The 358-nt window shown below is 35.8% G+C and carries 2 pseudogenes; both read left to right on the top strand.

Annotated elements, in window-relative coordinates:
- Positions 1-114, top strand: a pseudogene (locus XJ44_RS09485) (IS3 family transposase); the annotation flags it as partial.
- Positions 115-221: 107 nt separating this feature from the next.
- Positions 222-358 (top strand): annotated as a pseudogene (locus XJ44_RS09355) (IS21 family transposase); the annotation flags it as partial.

The raw sequence follows: 358 nt of genomic DNA, 5'->3' as shown, positions 1-358 counted from the left end.
TGGATTAACAACTATCTTACACATGGGACAGTTGAACTAAAAAGGGGTAGGCCAAAGAAAGAAACATTAGAAGAAGAAATGGAAAGGTTAAGAGCTGAGAATGCATATTTGAAGCTCTTAATGTGTAAATGGTAAAATACAAATGGCCAAAAAGAGGAAAATAAAAATGAACAAAATTGTACATAAATGGTATCCTTCCAATGGAAGGAGGGATACCAAAAATGGAAAAAGTCAAACAACATTTGGAAATGTTAAGGGGGATGGATTTGAGACCGAATTTTTCTGAATTAGCCAGGATATACGGGATAGACAGAAGGACAGTAAAGAAATATTGGGAAGGATATCGGGGGAAGCCTAA

Origin of the sequence: Thermosipho affectus, assembly GCF_001990485.1 — a bacterium.
Classification (GTDB): domain Bacteria; phylum Thermotogota; class Thermotogae; order Thermotogales; family Fervidobacteriaceae; genus Thermosipho; species Thermosipho affectus.
Note: the sequence above shows the minus strand (reverse complement) of the source record. Positions and strands in the feature narration are given on the sequence as shown.